We start from the raw sequence: 15,752 nt of genomic DNA on the forward strand, positions 1-15,752 counted from the left end.
CTCTTCCCTCTCTGTGAGAAATTATAGAGAATCGTTGAATAATGCTTGAATATTCTCTATAAGTTGATCAATTTGAATATCTTTTGTCGGTGATACGAAAATAGTGTCATCACCGGCAATAGTTCCTAAAATACCTTCAGCTTTACTGACGGAATCTAATAAGCGTGCAATTAATTGTGCCGCACCTGGACTGGTTTTAATCACAATAAGGTGGTTATTGTGATCGATATCTAGTACTAAATTTTTTAATGGGCTGGAGGTTGTCGGCACGCTTAACTCATTCGGTAGACAATAAACCATTTCCATTTTTGTGTTTCTAGTCCGCACTGCACCAAATTTTGCTAACATCCTTGAAACCTTGGATTGATTAATATTTTTAAAGCCCATATCGGTTAAAGCGTTGACAATTTCACTTTGTGAACTGAATTTTTCTTCTGCTAATAAAGATTTAAATGCTGAAAATAATTTTTCTTGTTTATTTTCCATAGTAACCAAGATAAGAATTGCATAAATTTTGCATAAAAATGCAGAAATGAAGATTAAATTGGAATTATACTGCATAAAAATAGTTGAGTGGTATTTTTTCTGAAAATAAATCAAACTTTTGTTAGAAAATGTGGCATAGCTCTCAATATTGAATTTATTTGTTTGAAAATTTGTTACAGTAGGAATAGAATTTCTTCATTAATTATTTATCTAACCATTAAGGAGTATACAAATGAAAGTTGCTGTTTTAGGTGCGGCAGGCGGAATTGGTCAAGCATTATCTTTATTATTGAAACTACAATTGCCGGCAGGTTCTGATTTGGCGTTATATGATATCGCTCCGGTTACTCCGGGCGTGGCAGTTGATGTAAGCCACATTCCGACAGCGGTTACCGTTAAAGGTTTTGCCGGTGAAGATCCTACTCCTGCACTTGAAGGTGCGGATGTTGTATTAATTTCAGCAGGTGTAGCACGTAAACCTGGTATGGATCGTTCTGATTTGTTCAATATCAATGCTGGTATCGTGAAAAACTTAATTGAAAAAGTAGCTGCAACTTGTCCAAAAGCTTGCGTCGGTATTATTACTAATCCGGTAAATACTACTGTGGCAATTGCTGCAGAAGTGTTGAAAAAAGCTGGTGTTTACGACAAACGTAAACTTTTCGGTGTGACCACTTTGGATACTCTTCGTTCAGAAACTTTTGTGGCTGAATTGAAAAATGTTGATGTTAGCAAAGTACAAGTTCCGGTTATTGGAGGTCACTCAGGTGTAACCATTCTCCCATTATTATCACAAGTACATTATGTTGAATGGAAAGAGGAAGAGATCGAACCGTTAACAAAACGTATCCAAAATGCTGGTACAGAAGTTGTTAATGCAAAAGCTGGTGGTGGTTCTGCAACATTATCTATGGCTCAAGCAGCTGCACGTTTTGCATTATCGCTTGTGCGTGCATTAAATGGTGAAAAAGTAGTTGAATGTACTTATGTTGAAGGTAATGGTGAATACGCACGCTTCTTTGCACAACCTGTTCGTTTAGGTAAAGAAGGTGTTGAAGCATTATTGCCGATTGGCCCATTGAGTGAATTTGAAAAAGCAGCAGTTGAAGCAATGTTGCCGACTTTAAAAGCAGACATTGAATTAGGTGAAAATTTTGTTAAATAAAATTCTCCTTAACTCTTGATAATAAAAAGTGCGGCTCATAAAAGTCGCACTTTTTGTTTTTGCTTATAAAAAGCCCACTCTCAGTTAGAAATACTTGCAAAGCCGTTATTATGGTGTAGATTAATATCTAATTTTTAGGACACAACAAATTAAGGAAGAATTATGAAAGATATTGACTGGAAAAATTTAGGTTTTAGCTATATTAAAACCGATTATCGTTACATTGCATATTGGAAAGATGGCAAATGGTCAAAAGGCGAATTGACCAAAGATAACCAACTTGTTATGCATGAAGGTTCTCCTGCATTGCATTATGGTCAGCAATGTTTTGAAGGATTAAAAGCTTATCGTTGCAAAGACGGTTCAATTAATCTATTCCGTCCGGATGAAAATGCAAAACGTATGCAGCGTAGTTGTGATCGTCTTTTAATGCCACACGTGCCAGTAGAAATGTTTATTGATGCTTGTAAGCAGGTCGTTAAAGCTAATGAAGAATGGGTAGCACCTTATGGTACTGGAGCTACACTTTATTTGCGCCCATTATTGATTGGCGTTGGCGAAAATATTGGAGTGCATCCAGCGAAAGAATATATTTTTACTGTGTTTTGTTGTCCGGTAGGCGCTTATTTTAAAGGTGGATTAAAACCTACAAACTTTATTGTTTCTAATTATGATCGGGCAGCTCCGCAAGGTACTGGTGCTGCGAAAGTGGGAGGCAACTATGCAGCGAGTTTGCTTCCGGGAGCTGATGCACACAAACGTAATTTTAGTGATTGTATTTACCTTGATCCGGCCACACATACTAAGATTGAAGAAGTGGGTTCCGCTAACTTTTTTGGTATCACAAAAAATAATGAATTTATTACACCATATTCACCGTCTATTTTGCCTAGTATTACTAAATATTCATTGCTTTATCTTGCGGAAAAACGCTTAGGCTTAAAAGCAATTGAATGCGATGTTTATATTAATCAGTTGGATCAATTTACTGAAGCCGGAGCCTGTGGGACTGCTGCTGTTATCAGTCCAATTGGAGGTATTCAGTATGGCAATGATTTTCACGTATTTTATTCTGAAACCGAAGTTGGGCCTGTTACACAAAAACTTTATAAAGAATTGACCGGCATTCAATTCGGCGATATTGAAGCACCGGAAGGTTGGATTTTCAAAGTCGAATAAATTTTATAGGGTGGGCGTTCAGGCCTACCTGATTTCTCCCAGTATATTTTTGAGTTAAAAAGTTTACTTTCCTATTTATCCATATGTCTAAAGATACAATTTTTTCTGCACCTATTGAAAAATTAGGTGATTTTACTTTTGATGAGCGTGTTGCGGAAGTCTTTCCTGATATGATTCAACGTTCAATTCCGGGATATTCTAATATTATTACGGCTATCGGCATGTTGGCGGCTCGTTTTGTGCAACCGCATACACAAGTTTATGATCTAGGTTGTTCTCGTGGTGCAGCAACATTATCTGTACGCCGTAACGTTCATTGTGATGGCGTTAAAATTATTGGTATTGATAATTCTGAAGCTATGGTACAACGTTGTCGGCAGCATTTGGCAGCTTATCATAGTGAGGTTCCGGTTGAAATTTTTTGTGACGATATTCGTAGAATAGACATCCAGAATGCATCAATGGTTGTGTTGAATTTTACATTACAATTTATTCCACCGGAAGATAGAGAAGCATTACTAACTAAGATTTATCAAGGTTTAAATTCGGGGGGAATTTTAGTGTTATCGGAAAAATATCGTTTTGAAGATGATATAGTCAATGACCTTTTGATTGATTTGCACCACGAATTTAAGCGAGCTAATGGCTATAGTGAATTGGAAGTAAGTCAGAAACGTACTGCATTGGAAAATGTGATGAAGACTGATAGCATCGAACATCAAAAGAAACTTTTGCAACATATAGGTTTCAATCATATTGAAATGTGGTTTCAATGTTTTAACTTTGGTTCTATGCTTGCAATTAAAGCGTAAACAGGCTATTTTCCAATTCAAAGTAGGGTTGATTTTCGCTATAATCGCCCGAATCAAATTATTTTAGCTAAATTATATACAACAAGGATTTATTTTATGATGCGTTCACATTATTGCGGTGCATTAAATCGCAGCCATATTGGTCAGGAAGTTACTCTTAGTGGTTGGGTTCATCGTCGTCGTGATTTAGGCGGTTTAATTTTTATCGATATGCGTGATCGTGAAGGAATTGTACAAGTTTTTATCGATCCAAAAAATCAACAAGCCTTTGAAAAAGCGGCAAATTTACGCAGTGAATATTGTATTCAAATTAAAGGACAAGTAATAGCCCGTCCAGAAAACCAAATTAATAGAAATATGGTGACCGGTGAAGTGGAAGTTTCTGCAACTGATGTTTTGATTTATAACGCTTCTGAGGTTTTACCTCTAGATTTCAATCAAAATAATACGGAAGAACAGCGTCTTAAATACCGTTATTTGGATTTACGTCGACCAGAAATGGCACAACGTTTAAAAACACGTGCCAAAATTACTAGTTATGTACGCCGTTTTATGGACAGCCACGGCTTCTTAGATATTGAAACGCCAATGTTGACTAAAGCAACACCAGAAGGTGCACGTGATTATCTTGTGCCAAGTCGTGTGCATAAAGGCAAATTCTATGCATTACCACAATCTCCGCAGCTGTTTAAACAGCTATTAATGATGTCTGGCTTTGATCGTTATTATCAAATTGTAAAATGTTTCCGTGATGAAGATTTACGTGCTGATCGTCAGCCTGAATTTACACAGATTGATGTGGAAACCTCATTCCTTACTGCACCGGAAGTGCGTGCCATTATGGAAGAGATGATTCACGGTTTATGGCTGGAAATTTTAGGTGTTGATTTAGGTACATTCCCAATTATGACTTATGCGGAAGCAATGCGTCGTTTCGGCTCTGATAAACCGGATTTGCGTAATCCATTGGAAATGGTGGATGTTGCTGATTTATTAAAAGAAGTTGATTTTAAAGTATTTAGTGGACCAGCAAATGATCCTAAAGGTCGTATTGCGGCTATTCGTGTACCGAATGGTTCACATATTACTCGTAAACAAATCGATGAGTATACCCAGTTTGTCACTATTTATGGTGCGAAAGGTTTAGCGTGGATGAAAGTCAATGATGTTAATGCCGGTATTGATGGTATTCAAAGTCCGATTGCTAAATTCTTATCCGCAGAAGTTGTTACAGCGTTACTTGAACGTTTACAAGCACAAAGCGGCGATATTATTTTCTTCGGTGCTGATACTTACAAAGTAGTTACGGATGCAATGGGAGCATTACGTTTAAAATTAGGTCGTGATTGTGGCTTAACTCAATTAGATCAATGGGCTCCTTTATGGGTAATTGATTTTCCAATGTTTGAAGACGATGGTGAAGGTGGTTTGGCAGCAATGCACCATCCATTCACTTCACCAGCACATGTTACCCCTGAAGAATTGGAAAAATCACCGGTTGATGCAGTTGCCAATGCGTATGATATGGTGATTAATGGCTACGAAGTGGGCGGTGGTTCCGTTCGTATTTTTGATCCGAAAATGCAACAGACTGTTTTCCGTATTCTAGGTATTGATGAACAGGAACAATATGAAAAATTCGGCTTTTTGCTTGATGCATTGAAATATGGCACACCTCCGCACGCTGGTTTAGCATTCGGTCTTGACCGCTTGACAATGTTGCTGACAGGTACGGAAAATATCCGTGATGTTATTGCATTTCCTAAAACGACTGCAGCAGCCTGCTTGATGACCGAAGCACCTAGTGTAGCAAATCCGGCGGCGTTGCAGGAATTATCAATCCAAGTGGTTAAGGCAAAAAACTAAACGAAGGAGATATAATGAATCTCATTAAATGGAGCTTGTTGGGAATTGCTGGCTTAGCGCTGTTTTCTTGTAAAGAAAGCAGTACTGCAGAAGCGTTAAGTTCATTGCCGGTTGATAAGGAAGTTGTTCCAGTAGTTATTGCACAGCCTGAGCCATTTTTACAGGCTGAGAAATGTATAAAGGAACGTTGTTATCAGATGGATCTTTATACATTAAAGACAAATATTGATTGGATTGATCCTTATTTTCAAAAGGCTGCGCGTTCACTATTAAAATTTGATAGTTATACACTTTCTGATAGAGAAATTGAAGAAAAGCAGGCACAATGGGATAAATTGCCCGTTGATAAATTGAAAAAGGAATTTATAGCAAATGTTGAACGATTGTTTGATAGTAATGAGGGGATGCCTGTAGGATATTCATTAGAATATAAACCACGGTTTCTTGCACAAAATAACCAATTGGCAATGTTTGTGACTTATTACTATGCCTTTACCGGTGGAGCTCACGGTATTTATGGTACAAGTTTTTATAATTTTGATTTAAAAACAAAAAAATTATTAGATTTGGATGATATTTTGTTACCGGGTAAACAACGAGAATTTTCCGAATTACTGAGAGATGCTTATCTTGAATATATTTCTGTAGCGGAATCTGAACCGGATCAGGCAAAAGCGGAGAAACGCCTTTTAGAAAGAGAAGATAGTGGGTGGATTGCAGAACCGACAAATAATTTTGCATTTGCTTATAACGGCTTATTATTGGATTATTTTCCTTATATGTTGGGCAGTTTTGCGGAAGGCGAGATCCAATTGTTAATTCCATATTCAAGATTAATCGATATTGTTAAGCCAGAATATTTATTTAATACCACTAAAACGACTATTTCTGAATAAATGATGAAATATAAACACCCTGAATCGGTTTTAGTTGTGGTATATTGTCGCACCACAAAACGTGTCTTGATGTTGCAACGTAAAGACGATCAGGATTTTTGGCAATCGGTATCAGGCAGTTTGGAACCGGGAGAAACTCCATTACAGGCTGCACAGCGAGAAGTATTCGAAGAGTTGCAATTGGATATTTCCAAACTTCCGTTTAAATTAAACGATTGTCATTATGAAGTTGATTTTGAAATCTTTGCCCAATTTCGGCAACGTTATGCCCCTAATGTAACGCATTGTCATGAATATTGGTTTACTTTGCCGTTGAATGAAGAGCAGAATGTTATATTAAGTGAACATCTGGCTTATCGTTGGGTTGAAGCAGACGAGGCAGTTAAGATGACGAAATCTTGGAATAACGCGCAAGCGATAGAGAAATTTGTAATATATCAACCTATTGAAAATTAAAGAGGATTTTTCATGGCTGGTCATAGTAAATGGGCTAATATTAAACACCGCAAAGCGGCACAAGATGCACAACGCGGTAAAATTTTTACTAAATTAATTCGTGAGTTGGTTACTGCAGCTAAATTAGGTGGTGCGGACGTAGGAGCAAATCCACGCTTGCGTACAGCAGTGGATAAGGCATTATCCAATAATATGACTCGTGATACTATTAATCGTGCAATTCAACGTGGTGCTGGTGGCGGTGATGATACCAATATGGAATCTATTGTTTACGAAGGTTATGGCCCAGGTGGTACAGCAATTATCGTTGAGTGCTTAACGGACAATCGTAAACGTACTGTTTCTGAGGTGCGTCACGCTTTTACTAAATCTGGCGGTAACTTGGGAACGGATGGTTCGGTAGCATATTTATTTACTCGTAAAGGGTTAATTTTAATTAATGAGGCGGATGAAGATGCGTTAATGGAAGCAGCAATTGAGGCTGGTGCGGATGATATTCAGCCTCAAGATGACGGCAGTTTTGAAATTTATACAGCTTGGGAAGGATTGGGGGCTGTTCGTGATGCTTTGGAAAAGGCTGGTTTCAAAATTGATGAAGCTGAAGTAACAATGATCCCTTCAACTACTGCAGAATTGGATGTGGAAACTGCACCAAAATTAATGCGTTTAGTTGATATGTTGGAAGATTGTGATGATGTTCAGAACGTTTATCACAATGGTGATATAAGCGATGAAGTCGCTGCAACTTTAGAATAATTTAACTTTTAAAAATAGGGCGAATTCGCCCTATTTTTTTATTTTTTCTGTTATGTCAATTATTCTTGGTATTGACCCCGGTTCTCGCTTAACCGGATATGGTGTGATTAAACAACAGGGTAAACAACTGACCTATTTAGGCAGCGGTGTGATTCGTACTGCTGTGGATGATCTGCCGACCCGATTGCAACGGATTTATAGTGGCGTAACGGAAATTATTACGCAATTTCAACCTGATATGTTATCTATTGAACAGGTTTTTATGGCAAAGAATGCCGATTCAGCATTAAAGTTAGGGCAGGCTAGAGGTGTGGCGATTGTAGCTGCAACAAATCAAAATTTGCCTGTATTTGAATATGCTGCCAGATTAGTGAAACAAACTGTTGTTGGTATTGGTTCGGCGGATAAAAAGCAAGTGCAACATATGGTCACCAAAATTTTGCATTTGTCCGCATCTCCACAAGCAGATGCTGCTGACGCGTTAGCGATTGCAATTACGCACGCACATACTATGCAACATTCGTTGCAGGTAGCGATAACAACACAATCAACATTAAGCGCCAATACGGCGTTACTGAAGACACGTTATAGTCGAGGGCGTTTTAGATTGAAATAGTGTTTAGTCTTTTTATTATCTTCATAATTTTTATTCAATATTTTACTATCCTTTGTGACTTGTCATAGAAAATGTTAGAAATTTACCGTATTTAAACGAAGAGGCTTTATAGCATTTCATTTAGATAGTCATTGATATTGAGAACGATTAAATAAGCAGTGGCGGCAAGGTTGGCATAAAGAGTAAAAACAAAAAGCCGTAAGTTATTTTTCAAACTTATGGTTTTTTAAGAAATGAGATGGCGGAGGAAAAGAGATTCGAACTCTTGGAGGACGTAAATCCTCGCCGGTTTTCAAGACCGGTGCCTTCAACCACTCGACCATTCCTCCGCAGGATAGCTTGTTTTCAGCGGTGTGAATAATACGGATTTCAAAATGGTAAGTCAAGTAATGAAAATCATATTTTGAATAGTTGCTTGATTATTAGTCATAAAATGCTAGTGATTGGTTTTTACTTATTCAAAATAGAGAAGTTAAGTAGTAAACAACTGTATTTTTATACAGTATTGTGTAAAATGTTTTATATTTATTAACTTAATAAGAAAACATAATGACAGTGCAAAAAATTATTCATATTGATATGGATTGTTTTTATGCGGCAATAGAAATTCGAGATAATCCAGCTTTAGCTAATCAGCCTGTCGCCGTTGGTGGTTTGCCCCAACAACGTGGCGTTTTAGCAACGTGTAACTATATTGCAAGGCGTTATGGATTGCATAGTGCAATGTCCAGTGCACAGGCATTGAGGCGTTGTCCTGATTTAATTTTGTTACCGGTTAATATGCCACTATATAAAGAGGTATCACGGCAATTACATCACATTTTTCAACGGTATACTGATATTATTGAACCGCTTTCATTAGATGAAGCTTATTTGGACGTAACGGCATCTAATGCTTATTCTGGATCGGCAACTTGGATCGCACAGGCAATTAGGCACGATATTGAGAAGGAACTCCATTTAACTGCGTCAGCCGGTGTTGCACCATTAAAATTTTTAGCCAAAATAGCTTCTGAGAAAAATAAACCGAATGGAATGTTTGTTATTTCACCAAGTGAAGTGGATGAATTTGTAAAAAATTTAACGCTATCTAAAATTCCCGGTGTGGGGAAGGTGGTAACAGAAAAACTATCTGCAATGGGGCTAATAACTTGCGAGGATGTGCGGCATTTTCCAAGACATATATTGTATGATCAGTTAGGTAAAATAGGGGAACGGATTTGGCAATTTAGTCACGCTAATGATGGAAGGAGAGTACAGCCATATAGAGAGCGAAAATCAATTGGAGTTGAGGAAACATTAATAGTTGATTTGGCTGAATTATCACAAAGTTTGTCGACAGTTGAAAAATTATATCAACAGTTGATAGAACGTTTGCATCGTTACTCTGTTAATATTTCAGAACAATCTTTTAAATTAGGCGTAAAGCTAAAATTTTCTGATTTTCAAATTACAACAGTAGAAAAAAGTGGATTGATGTGTGAATTTTGGAATTTTCAGCAACTGTTAGAGATTGCCTGGCAGCGAAGTTACGGGCGAAAAGTGCGTTTAATCGGTCTGAATCTTCATTTACCATCACCACATCAACAGCAGCAAATGAGTCTTTGGGATTAATTTTGAATAAAAAAATTTTTTAAACTCTTGAAAATTGATAAAGAAATGCTATATAAAAGCACAATTTGCACAGAAGCATTATGAAAAGGAGAAGATCGTATATGATGCGTATTGCTTTATTTTTAATCACAAATATGGCTGTTTTATTTGTGTTTAATATTATTCTAACGCTCACGGGTATTCGAGCCCAAGAAGCGACAGGGTTGTTAATTTTTGCTGCATTATTTGGTTTCAGTGGTTCATTAATTTCATTATTTTTATCAAAAACAATGGCAAAACGTGCTGTTGGCGCTGAAGTAATTGTAAATCCACAAAATGAAACAGAACGTTGGTTGATTCATACTGTTAAGCAACAGACTGAAAAACTTGGTTTACCAATGCCGGAAGTGGCGATTTATCACTCTGCGGATGTAAATGCATTTGCTACTGGAGCAAGTAAAAATAATTCTTTGGTTGCAGTAAGTACTGGTCTATTGAACAGTATGACAAGAGATGAAGCGGAAGCTGTGTTGGCTCACGAAGTTAGCCATATCGGTAATGGTGATATGGTAACAATGACATTGTTGCAAGGTGTGTTGAATACGTTTGTCATTTTCCTTTCACGTTTAATTGCCAGTGTGGCGGCACAAAGCCGTAGTAATGATGAAGAAAGTAGCTCAAATTCAGGTATCTACTTCCTAGTATCAATGGTATTAGAAATCGTATTTGGTTTCTTAGCCAGTATTATTGCAATGTGGTTTTCACGTTATCGTGAGTTTCACGCAGATGCCGGATCAGCTCGGCTTGTAGGAAAAGAGAAAATGATCGCAGCATTGCGTCGTTTACAATCAATTCACGAACCGGAAGAGCTTAACGGTCAGTTGGCGGCATTTGCTATCAATGGTAAAAGAAGTGGTTTAGCAAGTTTATTTATGAGCCATCCACCATTAGAAAAACGTATTGAAGCGTTACAAAATTTAAAATAATTCGTCAAGTTATTATGATTGGTTAATGCCTTAATTATTGTAATTAAGGCATTAATTATTTTTTAGGGAAGGCATAATGGAACATAAAATAGAAGATTTAATGGCAATTTTTAATCACTGTTTTTATGAAGAATATAATACAAAATTAGAAAAAGGTGGGGATGAACCTGTCTATTTGCCTGCAACGAAAGTACGACCTTATCACGCAATCTGTTTTGCACGCGGATTTTATAGCAGCGGTTTACACGAAATAGCGCATTGGTTGGTTGCAGGTAAAGCACGGAGAGAGTTGGAAGATTTTGGCTATTGGTATGAGCCTGATGGACGTAGCGAAGATCAGCAAAGAGAATTTGAAAAAGTAGAGGTAAAGCCGCAAGCTTTGGAATGGATTTTAGCTAATGCAGCTGGTTTTCGTTATTTTGCTAGTGTTGATAATTTGAATGGTAATCCTGGGAATACACAACCTTTTAAGCAAGCCGTATATCAACAAGTTTGTAACTATGTGGAAAAAGGGCTACCAAAAAGAGCGGAAAAACTTCGCCTCGCATTAGCAAAATTTTATCAACGACCATTAGAGATTAATCTTGCCGAATTTGATGTCGACAAGATTTAAGATTTTCTATTTGAGTTTGGAATCTGGTACTGATTGTGGTTGATCAACATATTCTAAGAGTAATTTGGCAATAGCTTGGCGGTAAGTGATCTCCAATGTTTCTCGACTAGTAGCGATTACACCTTGATCGATGAGAAAACCGTCACTAACATCGTAAACCCAACCGTGAAGTGAGAGTTTTTTGCCACGATTCCAAGCGGAACGTACGATAGAGGACATCCCCAAGTTATACACCTGTTCGGCAACATTAATTCTGGTTAAAACATCTGCACGTTGTTCCGGTGACAATTTTCCTAATAGATGGCTATGTTTGAACCAAATATCGCGAATATGTAGTAGCCAGTTATTAATTAAACCAAGTTCTTGATTACTGATCGCTGCGTGAATGCCACCACAATTAGTATGACCACAAATAATGATATGCTCAATATCAAGCACATCAACGGCATATTGCACCACAGATAGACAATTTAGATCAGTATGAATAACTTGATTGCCGACATTGCGATGCACAAATAATTCTCCAGGGCCTAAGTTTGTTAATTTTTCGGCAGGAACACGACTATCGGAGCAGCCAATCCAAAGGTAAGTTGGTTTTTGATGTTCAGCAAGTTGAGCAAAATAATCTGCGTGTTGCTCTTTCATCTCTGTTGCCCACTTGAAATTATTGGCAAATAGCTGTTCTATTTTCTTCATTGTTACACCTTAATATTGAAGATATGTTATTATTGTCGAGCGTTTTGCATTATACCGATAAAATCCTACCTGCCTATGACATTTTCATCAGCAATAAGAAAATAATTGAAGGATCATTAATGTTTGCATTAGAAATTAAGCAATTAACAAAATCATATCGCAATGGCTTTAAAGCATTGCACGGTATCGATCTTACTGTAAAAGAGGGAGATTTTTATGCTCTACTTGGACATAACGGGGCAGGAAAATCTACCACAATTGGTATTATTAGTTCTTTAGTGAATAAGACGAGTGGTCAAGTAAAAGTATTCGGTTATGATTTGGATACACAACAGAGTGAGTTGAAAAAACAGCTGGGAATAGTACCTCAAGAATTTAATTTCAATAATTTTGAGAAAGTGATTGATATTTTAACTAATCAGGCCGGTTATTACGGTGTGCCTCGTCAGGAAGCGTTAAAACGGTCAGAAATTTGGTTAAAAAAATTGGATTTATGGGATAAACGTTATCAAAAATCAATGCAGTTGTCTGGTGGAATGAAGCGCCGTTTAATGATTGCTCGTGCATTGATGCATAAACCTCGCTTATTAATTTTGGATGAGCCAACAGCCGGTGTGGATATTGAATTACGCCGTACTATGTGGCAATTTTTACAAGAACTGAATCAGCAGGGAACCACAATTATTTTAACAACGCATTATTTGGAAGAAGCGGAAATGTTGTGCCGGAATATTGGTATTATTCAGCAGGGGAGATTAGTGGTAAATACCTCGATGAAATCTCTGTTATCAAAATTGGAAACAGAAACGTTCATTTTGGATCTTGCGCATAGCGTCTCTGCGGTGAATTTAAGCGATTATTCCGTTAAAATTATTGATCCTGTAACTTTAGAGGTGGAAGTGCATCGTGAACAGGGGTTAAATAGGCTCTTTTTTGAACTGGAAAAACAGGATATCACAGTGTTAAGTATGCGTAATAAGGCAAATCGATTAGAAGAGTTGTTTGTCAGTATGGCGTTAAATAAATCAGATGCTGATAAAGCAAAATAGGAGGAGATATAAATGTCGTTACTATCTTGGGTTGCCTATAAAACGATTTTACGCAAAGAAATTCAACGATTTATGCGTATTTGGGTGCAGACTTTGGTGCCACCAGTAATCACTATGATGCTTTATTTTGTGATTTTCGGAAAATTAATTGGTGGGCGAATCGGTGAAATGAATGGTGTAAGTTATATGCAATTTATTGTTCCGGGTTTAATTATGATGTCGGCAATCACCAATTCATTCGCTAATGTTGCTTCATCTTTTTATAGTACGAAATTTGCACGTAACGTTGAAGAATTGTTGGTGTCGCCTACCTCTCCACATATTATCATTTTAGGCTATATTTCTGGCGGAATGGCAAGAGGGATTTTTGTTGGTTTTTTAGTTACCTTGGTTTCTCTCTTTTTTGTTCGTTTTGATGTCTATTCTTGGGGTGTTATTCTCTGTATTCTGCTGATGACAACGGCAACATTCTCTTTAGGTGGTTTGATTAATGCAGTATTTGCTCGGTCATTTGATGATACCTCTATTATTCCAACTTTTGTTTTAACGCCGCTAACTTATTTGGGAGGTGTTTTTTATTCTATTTCTTTGTTACCGGAATTTTGGCAATTGGTATCTAAATTAAATCCTATTGTTTATATGATTAACGGTTTTCGTTATGGTTTTTTGGGTATTAGTGATGTGCCGTTGCATTATACTTTCAGTGTGTTGGCATTGTTTATTGTAGTCTTATATTGTTTTGTTTATCAATTAATTAAACGTGGTGTCGGTTTAAGAACCTAAGTAATAGGTTGAAGGGGAATTCTGTATGGATTGGTTAAACTATTTTATGTTTACGCCACAACAAGTGAAGGCTTTATGGTTAAGTTTGGAAGTGGCATTGAATGCAATTCTATGGAGTTTGCCTTTCGCAATTTTTACTGCTTGGTTATTAGCTAGAAAACAATTTTGGGGTAAATCATTTATTAATAGCTTGGTCTATTTGCCGTTAGTATTACCACCAGTGGTGATTGGCTATTTATTGTTGGTTATGATGGGTAGAAAAGGCATTATTGGACAATATCTTTTTGAATGGTTCGGTTTATCGTTTGCTTTTAGTTGGCGAGGTGCAGTGCTAGCTTCTGCGGTAGTCGCATTTCCATTGGTTGTACGTTCAATTCGACTTTCATTAGAGAATATTGATCCACATTTAGAATTGACCGCAAGAACATTAGGCGCTTCACCACAGCGAGTATTTTTTACAATTACATTGCCATTGGCATTACCGGGTGTATTGGCAGGAATGGTGTTGGGCTTTGCTCGTTCTTTAGGTGAATTTGGTGCAACAATTACATTTGTTTCTAATATCGTTGGGCAAACACAAACCATTCCATTAGCGATGTATGCCTTTATTCAAACACCGGGAGCAGAGGATCAAGCCTTTAAACTATGCTTACTTTCTATAATGTTATCCTTGAGCTCATTAGCATTATCAGAATGGTTGGCGCATTATATGTACAAAAAATTAGGGCAACGTTATGCTTGAATTACGGATTAAAAAACAGTTTCCTGATATTCAGATAGAGGTTGATCTGCAGTTGCCGACACAGGGAATCACAATGTTGTTCGGGCGTTCCGGAGCCGGAAAATCTTCGTTGTTAAATATGATTGCGGGGTTGAGTCATATTGATCAGGGATATATTTGTTTGCAGAACAATAGGTTAGTTGATACCGCACAACAGATTAACTTGCCCATTGAACAACGTCATATCGGCTACGTTTTCCAGGAAGCACGTCTATTCCCTCATTATCGCGTTAAAGGAAATTTAACCTACGGTATGAAATCTTTTTCAAAAGAAAAGTTTAATGCGATTGTAGAGTTATTAGGATTATCACAACTTTTAAATCGTTATCCGATAACCTTGTCAGGAGGTGAAAAACAGCGTGTTGCTATTGGTCGGGCCTTGCTTTCCGAACCAAAATTATTATTGATGGATGAGCCTTTATCTGCACTGGATATTCCGAGAAAACAGGAGTTAATGCGCTATTTGCAGCGATTAGTGCAAGAAATTGATATTCCAATTCTTTATGTTACGCATAGTTTGGATGAATTGAAAACATTGGCGGATCGTGTGGTGTTATTAGAAAACGGCAAAGTGGCGGCGTTTTCTGATATTGAAACTATTTGGAATAGTGGCGTATTAAGAGAGTGGCAACGAGAACAAGCAAAACAGTGGCTATTCCCGGCAACAGTGACAGCGAATAAAGAGAACCTTGTTTGTGTAGAATTAGCTCAACAACCGTTAGCGATTCCAACCATATCGAAAATTGATGTTGGTTGCTCGGTAAAATGTTTGATTAGCCAGCGTGATCTGGTTTTAAGCCCACAGCCGATAGTAAATAGCAGCATTCCATATTGTTTGCAAGGAACGATTCAGACGATAAAAACCAATAGTGCCGGAAGTACGGTGATTGTTTGTCTTTCTGATGATATGGTGATTGATATTCCCGTTAAGCAACAACTCTCGTCAATATTCGTTGCGCAACAAATGGTTTATATCTATTTGTTAGATATACAGATTTTACTTAAGTAGCAATAGTTAG

General features: G+C 37.3%; 17 protein-coding genes and 1 tRNA gene. 15 read left to right on the plus strand and 3 right to left on the minus strand.

The genetic code is table 11. From position 1 onward, the window contains the following. Positions 1–21: 21 nt before the first annotated feature. A complete protein-coding gene (gene argR / locus QV04_RS05975) occupies positions 22–486 on the minus strand; it encodes a transcriptional regulator ArgR (protein WP_197494800.1) in 465 nt (154 codons plus the stop codon). Between the two features lie 232 nt (positions 487–718). On the opposite strand from argR, the gene mdh reads away from it, so the two are divergent. The 8 genes from mdh to ruvC all read left to right on the plus strand — a co-directional run bounded on the left by mdh (position 719) and on the right by ruvC (position 8,232). Beyond that, on the plus strand, positions 719–1,651 hold the full coding sequence (gene mdh / locus QV04_RS05980; RefSeq protein WP_065233311.1) for a malate dehydrogenase: 933 nt from the start codon (positions 719–721) through the stop codon (positions 1,649–1,651). A gap of 162 nt (positions 1,652–1,813) precedes the next feature. Further along, positions 1,814–2,830: a branched-chain amino acid aminotransferase gene (locus QV04_RS05985; protein ID WP_065233312.1), complete on the plus strand. Its 1,017-nt coding sequence runs from the start codon at positions 1,814–1,816 to the stop codon at positions 2,828–2,830. A gap of 83 nt (positions 2,831–2,913) precedes the next feature. After that, complete coding sequence (cmoA, locus tag QV04_RS05990) at positions 2,914–3,642, plus strand: carboxy-S-adenosyl-L-methionine synthase CmoA (protein ID WP_065233313.1); 729 nt, start codon at positions 2,914–2,916, stop codon at positions 3,640–3,642. A gap of 96 nt (positions 3,643–3,738) precedes the next feature. Beyond that, complete coding sequence (gene aspS, locus QV04_RS05995; protein ID WP_065233314.1) at positions 3,739–5,508, plus strand: aspartate--tRNA ligase; 1,770 nt, start codon at positions 3,739–3,741, stop codon at positions 5,506–5,508. A gap of 14 nt (positions 5,509–5,522) precedes the next feature. Then, the gene (locus QV04_RS06000) at positions 5,523–6,404 is read left to right on the plus strand and encodes a DUF3298 domain-containing protein (protein ID WP_065233315.1); all 882 of its coding nucleotides are present in this window, start codon (positions 5,523–5,525) and stop codon (positions 6,402–6,404) included. A 3-nt stretch (positions 6,405–6,407) separates the two neighbouring features. Then, entirely contained in the window at positions 6,408–6,860 is a 453-nt protein-coding gene (gene nudB, locus QV04_RS06005) for a dihydroneopterin triphosphate diphosphatase (protein WP_039173809.1), read from the plus strand. A 12-nt stretch (positions 6,861–6,872) separates the two neighbouring features. Further along, positions 6,873–7,616 carry a YebC/PmpR family DNA-binding transcriptional regulator gene (locus QV04_RS06010; RefSeq protein WP_065233316.1) on the plus strand — a complete coding sequence of 248 codons (744 nt, stop codon included), beginning with the start codon at positions 6,873–6,875 and terminating at the stop codon, positions 7,614–7,616. Positions 7,617–7,668: 52 nt separating this feature from the next. Next, positions 7,669–8,232, plus strand: coding sequence for a crossover junction endodeoxyribonuclease RuvC (gene ruvC / locus QV04_RS06015; protein ID WP_039173805.1), 564 nt, complete (start codon positions 7,669–7,671; stop codon positions 8,230–8,232). Between the two features lie 239 nt (positions 8,233–8,471). Here the strand turns inward: ruvC and QV04_RS06020 are convergent. Then, positions 8,472–8,561, minus strand: a tRNA-Ser gene (locus QV04_RS06020). 220 nt (positions 8,562–8,781) lie between these two features. Between QV04_RS06020 and dinB the strand changes: the two genes are divergently transcribed. The 3 genes from dinB (at position 8,782) to QV04_RS06035 (ending at position 11,424) form a co-directional block, all read left to right on the plus strand. Continuing rightward, complete coding sequence (gene dinB, locus QV04_RS06025) at positions 8,782–9,846, plus strand: DNA polymerase IV (protein ID WP_039173803.1); 1,065 nt, start codon at positions 8,782–8,784, stop codon at positions 9,844–9,846. A gap of 101 nt (positions 9,847–9,947) precedes the next feature. Then, positions 9,948–10,811 (plus strand): protease HtpX, encoded by an 864-nt coding sequence (gene htpX / locus QV04_RS06030; RefSeq protein WP_065231151.1) that lies wholly within the window; start codon positions 9,948–9,950, stop codon positions 10,809–10,811. Between the two features lie 76 nt (positions 10,812–10,887). Beyond that, complete coding sequence (locus QV04_RS06035) at positions 10,888–11,424, plus strand: elongation factor P hydroxylase (RefSeq protein WP_065231152.1); 537 nt, start codon at positions 10,888–10,890, stop codon at positions 11,422–11,424. Between the two features lie 6 nt (positions 11,425–11,430). Here the strand turns inward: QV04_RS06035 and can are convergent, their stop codons facing one another. Further along, entirely contained in the window at positions 11,431–12,120 is a 690-nt protein-coding gene (gene can / locus QV04_RS06040) for a carbonate dehydratase (protein ID WP_039173798.1), read from the minus strand. Positions 12,121–12,239: 119 nt separating this feature from the next. On the opposite strand from can, the gene QV04_RS06045 reads away from it, so the two are divergent. Genes QV04_RS06045 through modC form a run of 4 tightly spaced genes read left to right on the plus strand, consistent with a single transcriptional unit; the run spans position 12,240 to position 15,742 of the window. Then, positions 12,240–13,169, plus strand: coding sequence for an ABC transporter ATP-binding protein (locus QV04_RS06045; RefSeq protein WP_065231153.1), 930 nt, complete (start codon positions 12,240–12,242; stop codon positions 13,167–13,169). Between the two features lie 12 nt (positions 13,170–13,181). Next, positions 13,182–13,952, plus strand: a complete 771-nt coding sequence (locus QV04_RS06050; protein ID WP_065231154.1) for an ABC transporter permease — start codon at positions 13,182–13,184, stop codon at positions 13,950–13,952. Between the two features lie 25 nt (positions 13,953–13,977). Further along, positions 13,978–14,694, plus strand: a complete 717-nt coding sequence (gene modB, locus QV04_RS06055) for a molybdate ABC transporter permease subunit (RefSeq protein WP_065231155.1) — start codon at positions 13,978–13,980, stop codon at positions 14,692–14,694. Continuing rightward, positions 14,687–15,742: a molybdenum ABC transporter ATP-binding protein gene (gene modC / locus QV04_RS06060; protein ID WP_065233317.1), complete on the plus strand. Its 1,056-nt coding sequence runs from the start codon at positions 14,687–14,689 to the stop codon at positions 15,740–15,742. The genes modB and modC overlap by 8 nt, the downstream gene beginning before the upstream one ends. The last annotated feature ends 10 nt before the right edge of the window (positions 15,743–15,752 follow it).

Source organism: Gallibacterium genomosp. 1 (assembly GCF_001678575.1).
Classification (GTDB): Bacteria; Pseudomonadota; Gammaproteobacteria; order Enterobacterales; family Pasteurellaceae; genus Gallibacterium.

Coding starts and splice junctions, on each gene's coding strand:
- nudB (WP_039173809.1), top strand. CDS start 6,408: ATGAAATATAAACACCCTGAATCGGTTTTAGTTGTGGTATATTGTCGC.
- QV04_RS06035 (WP_065231152.1), top strand. CDS start 10,888: ATGGAACATAAAATAGAAGATTTAATGGCAATTTTTAATCACTGTTTT.
- QV04_RS06045 (WP_065231153.1), top strand. CDS start 12,240: ATGTTTGCATTAGAAATTAAGCAATTAACAAAATCATATCGCAATGGC.
- modB (WP_065231155.1), top strand. CDS start 13,978: ATGGATTGGTTAAACTATTTTATGTTTACGCCACAACAAGTGAAGGCT.
- mdh (WP_065233311.1), top strand. CDS start 719: ATGAAAGTTGCTGTTTTAGGTGCGGCAGGCGGAATTGGTCAAGCATTA.
- ruvC (WP_039173805.1), top strand. CDS start 7,669: ATGTCAATTATTCTTGGTATTGACCCCGGTTCTCGCTTAACCGGATAT.
- QV04_RS06050 (WP_065231154.1), top strand. CDS start 13,182: ATGTCGTTACTATCTTGGGTTGCCTATAAAACGATTTTACGCAAAGAA.
- cmoA (WP_065233313.1), top strand. CDS start 2,914: ATGTCTAAAGATACAATTTTTTCTGCACCTATTGAAAAATTAGGTGAT.
- QV04_RS06000 (WP_065233315.1), top strand. CDS start 5,523: ATGAATCTCATTAAATGGAGCTTGTTGGGAATTGCTGGCTTAGCGCTG.
- dinB (WP_039173803.1), top strand. CDS start 8,782: ATGACAGTGCAAAAAATTATTCATATTGATATGGATTGTTTTTATGCG.
- aspS (WP_065233314.1), top strand. CDS start 3,739: ATGATGCGTTCACATTATTGCGGTGCATTAAATCGCAGCCATATTGGT.
- modC (WP_065233317.1), top strand. CDS start 14,687: ATGCTTGAATTACGGATTAAAAAACAGTTTCCTGATATTCAGATAGAG.
- can (WP_039173798.1), bottom strand. CDS start 12,120: ATGAAGAAAATAGAACAGCTATTTGCCAATAATTTCAAGTGGGCAACA.
- argR (WP_197494800.1), bottom strand. CDS start 486: ATGGAAAATAAACAAGAAAAATTATTTTCAGCATTTAAATCTTTATTA.
- QV04_RS06010 (WP_065233316.1), top strand. CDS start 6,873: ATGGCTGGTCATAGTAAATGGGCTAATATTAAACACCGCAAAGCGGCA.
- htpX (WP_065231151.1), top strand. CDS start 9,948: ATGATGCGTATTGCTTTATTTTTAATCACAAATATGGCTGTTTTATTT.
- QV04_RS05985 (WP_065233312.1), top strand. CDS start 1,814: ATGAAAGATATTGACTGGAAAAATTTAGGTTTTAGCTATATTAAAACC.